Origin of the sequence: Embleya sp. NPDC056575, assembly GCF_042793325.1 — a bacterium.
Taxonomy (GTDB): domain Bacteria; phylum Actinomycetota; class Actinomycetes; order Streptomycetales; family Streptomycetaceae; genus Embleya.
This window is the reverse complement of the sequence record NZ_JBHTVA010000151.1, coordinates 1-3,213: the sequence shown is the minus strand read 5'-3', so window position 1 is coordinate 3,213 and position 3,213 is coordinate 1. Positions and strand designations below refer to the sequence as shown.

6 protein-coding genes are annotated in these 3,213 nt (G+C 42.7%); all 6 read right to left on the bottom strand.

Annotated features, from left to right (window positions below):
* Window positions 1-80 precede the first annotated feature (80 nt).
* The gene (locus tag ACFRCG_RS48265; protein WP_000226102.1) at window positions 81-533 is read right to left on the bottom strand and encodes a hypothetical protein; all 453 of its coding nucleotides are present in this window, start codon (window positions 531-533) and stop codon (window positions 81-83) included.
* A 14-nt stretch (window positions 534-547) separates the two neighbouring features.
* Window positions 548-1,303, bottom strand: coding sequence for a spore germination protein (locus ACFRCG_RS48260; protein WP_226466627.1), 756 nt, complete (start codon window positions 1,301-1,303; stop codon window positions 548-550).
* A 104-nt stretch (window positions 1,304-1,407) separates the two neighbouring features.
* Window positions 1,408-2,307 carry an IS3 family transposase gene (locus ACFRCG_RS48255; RefSeq protein ID WP_026113687.1) on the bottom strand — a complete coding sequence of 300 codons (900 nt, stop codon included), beginning with the start codon at window positions 2,305-2,307 and terminating at the stop codon, window positions 1,408-1,410.
* Between the two features lie 11 nt (window positions 2,308-2,318).
* Window positions 2,319-2,636, bottom strand: a complete 318-nt coding sequence (locus ACFRCG_RS48250) for a transposase (protein WP_014479904.1) — start codon at window positions 2,634-2,636, stop codon at window positions 2,319-2,321.
* A gap of 64 nt (window positions 2,637-2,700) precedes the next feature.
* Window positions 2,701-3,024 carry a spore germination protein gene (locus ACFRCG_RS48245; RefSeq protein ID WP_380043032.1) on the bottom strand — a complete coding sequence of 108 codons (324 nt, stop codon included), beginning with the start codon at window positions 3,022-3,024 and terminating at the stop codon, window positions 2,701-2,703.
* Window positions 2,924-3,213 (bottom strand): N-acetylmuramoyl-L-alanine amidase (locus ACFRCG_RS48240; protein ID WP_380043031.1); only part of this gene is annotated, 290 nt, incomplete at its 5' end. The genes ACFRCG_RS48240 and ACFRCG_RS48245, both read right to left, overlap by 101 nt.

Below are 3,213 nucleotides of genomic sequence, written 5' to 3'. Positions count from 1 at the left end.
TTTATTACAATAAAGTCGTTTGCTTTTACCATAAGGTTGATAAATCAACTGTTTGAACGTATAAAAGTAAACAACTATTTTTATGCATTTGGCGAAAATCTAAAAAATGGGGTTGCCAGCAAGATTTCTTCAGGAGGCTCTCTTGTGCTAAACAGCCAGGCCAAGTACCTTATTTCACGATAACGGTTGATCAATTCCAGCACTTCTCCGACTTTGTTTTCCTTCATCAATCTCTCGCTGAACAAAATGGCAGAGATTTGTCCCAAGTTTAAGCGTTGTTGTGATGTACTGTACAAATCATTTGCCGCCTCCGTAAACGAGGAACCTTCGCCTTTGCCCACCCAAACCGGGGGCTGCTCCGCTTTTTGCTGTCCCTCCAGCTTGGCCACTGTCGAGAAATCAAGCAATTGCACATACAAGGTGTATTGGCCATCGACATAGTCTATTCCAACAGCCGTAGCATAGTTCATGTTTTGCACTTCATATCTACTCCAGCAACCGGTAAGGGTGAGAAGAAGGAAAAGTGCAACCATACTTTTATATCTCCTCATTTATGCCTGTCCCCTTGCCTTGTAGAATCTCGTGTCTTCAACATGTCCGGTCGAGTGTTTCGCCATGGCCAAGGTAATCGAAACAAAGCGTTGGCCAAGTCTTTAAATGGAGGTGATATTGGGGCCAAGTAAGGCAAGCCGCATGAACGCAATGAGGCTAAATGGCTGAGCACAATAAATAATCCAAGAAAGAAGCCATAAATGCCAAGCGTGGCAGACAGAATGAAAAGAAAAAAGCGTAAGGTACTAATCGTTCCAGCCAATGATAGGCTCGATAAAGTTGAACCAAAGATTTGTGTAATTGCTCCGATGACAACGATACCTGGGGATAAGAATCCAGCACGAATGGCCGCATCCCCCAGGATAAGTCCTCCTACAACCGTTACCGTGGAGCCGACCGCAGAAGGCAATCGGATACCAGCTTCCCGCAGGATTTCTAAGAAGAGAAGTGCAATAAACATTTCAACTGCCACATCAAAAGGGATTCCCAACCGGTTAATCCCCAAAGTGGCAAGTAGATAATAGGGCAGCTGATCTTGATGATAGGAAAGAATGGCAACAAAAAATGCAGGAAGCAGTAGCGATACGGACAAGCCAAGTAAACGAAGCGTTTGACCAAATGTAGCTGCCAAAGCAGTAAAGTGGATATCTTCGGGTGCTTTCACAAGCAAAAATAAATTGGCAGGCGCAATCAACGCAGCCGGTGTACCATCCACAATCAACGCTACACGCCCATTGAGCATACAGTTCACGGTAAAGTCGGGTTAACCCCCTAATTTTGGACACATACTACTCTTAGCTCATTATTTCATAGAATTGCTCTTTATTTTAGGTGAGGCAAGAAAATCATCCTGCCTCATACTCTCACTTCTTTAATCGTTAGCTCTTCTGTTTGGTTTCGTTGATAAAATTCATTTGGTGCTAAATCTAAAATACTCGAATGGATTCTTCGATTATTGTAGAAATCCATGTATTCAGCCACCTCATGATACGCATCTGCGTAGGAATGAAAAGCGAACCGCCTCAAACATTCATACTCTAGTAATCGGTGAAACGACTCGATATGGGCATTCATATTCGGTGTTCTCGGCGGAATGCGTTCATGTTCGATGTGGAACGTTTCACATGCTTTCTGAAACGCTAGAGAAATAAATTGTGGACCATTATCCGTTCGAATGACTGGCTTTGTTTCTCTTTCAAATTGCTGACGCTTAAACAAGGCACGCTGCACGAGTTGGCCAGCGTCGTGTCCGGTACAATGTAAACCAATATGATAATCAATGATGGAACGGTCATATACATCAATGAGCGATAGAATAAAGAAGAAACGCTCTTCACCTTCGATGTAGCCGTATTTAATATCTGCTTCCCACAGCTGATTCGATTCAGTGATGATCCGGTTCCTCGCTAATTTTCTTGGATAGTGGAACTTCACTTCTCGCTGTGGCTGTAGGATATCGAGTTCCTTACATAATCGGTACACTTTCTTTTTGTTAATCTGTAGCGCATACTCGCTTCGAAGGCGGAGGCACAACTTTCGATAGCCATAGACACCGGCTTCACCTGAGATGAGTTCCATCAGCCATTCCTGTATTTGTTCATCCGGTATTTTTTTGCCGTTCTTAGTGAGTGAATAGCCCGGAATGGGTCTGCCCTCACTTACTGACTTTTCTTCTTTCTTGTATTGATAATAGTACGTAGAAGGAGAAATCTCTAAAATCTTCAGGACTTTACGGACGGCATAACCTTTCGCAATCCACTCATTCGCTATTTCAAGCGTTTCAGTAAGTGAGGGTTCTTCTTTTTTAGTACGTCACGGAGAATGGAAATTTCTAAATCTTTTTCGCCTAACAGCTTTTTAAGCTGGTCATTCTCCTCCTCCAACTGTTTGATCCCTGAGGGAGAAACAATATCTTGAATGCCGGAATGATCTAGATTGCCTTTTTCCTGAAAAGCTTTTACCCATTTGCTTACGAGATTTGGACTGAGCTCGTGACGTCTCGCCACCAAAGCTTTATTGCCTGTTTCAATTGCTTCTTGTACCACCTGTTGTTTAAATTCAGCAGAATGTTTTCGTCTTTGCATCACAAAAGCCCCCTTATTTGGCAACCTTAAGTATAAAACCACTCTTAGTAGGTGTCCAAATTCATTAGGGGGCTAAATAGAAGTCTGCTCTGCCTGTATACCCCATCAAAGGAAACAATGCTTTTGTCGGTTCCATTAATTCTTCTAGCTGAGTGGCGCTAAACGCTCCGTCAATGTGAAGATCATCTAATTTATTCATTACATCTTGAACAATCTTAGGATCAACAATGTCACGCATGTAAAGAATTGCAACGGTTGTTTTCGTGCGAACGCCTACTTTTTTCGTTTCATAAACCATGCTGGTTGATTTGATTCGTTTCCGAATTAACGCCACATTGACTCCCACTTCTTCCACAAATCCATCCTTTGGCCCCCGTACCGAAAGCATTCGCATCATCTGTACGTTCTTTCAAGCTGCGCGTAATATCTGCTGTTCTACTCATTTTAATTTGCAGGCCTTCATAATGGTTTTCCAAGAGATTTCGGATGCTATGGGAAATATTTAAGGTAATTTCTTTTTCCTGCATCCCATTGCCAATAGCTCCTGGGTCCATTCTCCCGTGACCAGGATCTAAAT

Excerpts from the sequence above, each read along its gene's own strand:
- ACFRCG_RS48265 (WP_000226102.1), bottom strand. The coding sequence starts at position 533 with ATGGTTGCACTTTTCCTTCTTCTCACCCTTACCGGTTGCTGGAGTAGA.
- ACFRCG_RS48250 (WP_014479904.1), bottom strand. The coding sequence starts at position 2,636 with ATGCAAAGACGAAAACATTCTGCTGAATTTAAACAACAGGTGGTACAA.
- ACFRCG_RS48245 (WP_380043032.1), bottom strand. The coding sequence starts at position 3,024 with ATGCTTTCGGTACGGGGGCCAAAGGATGGATTTGTGGAAGAAGTGGGA.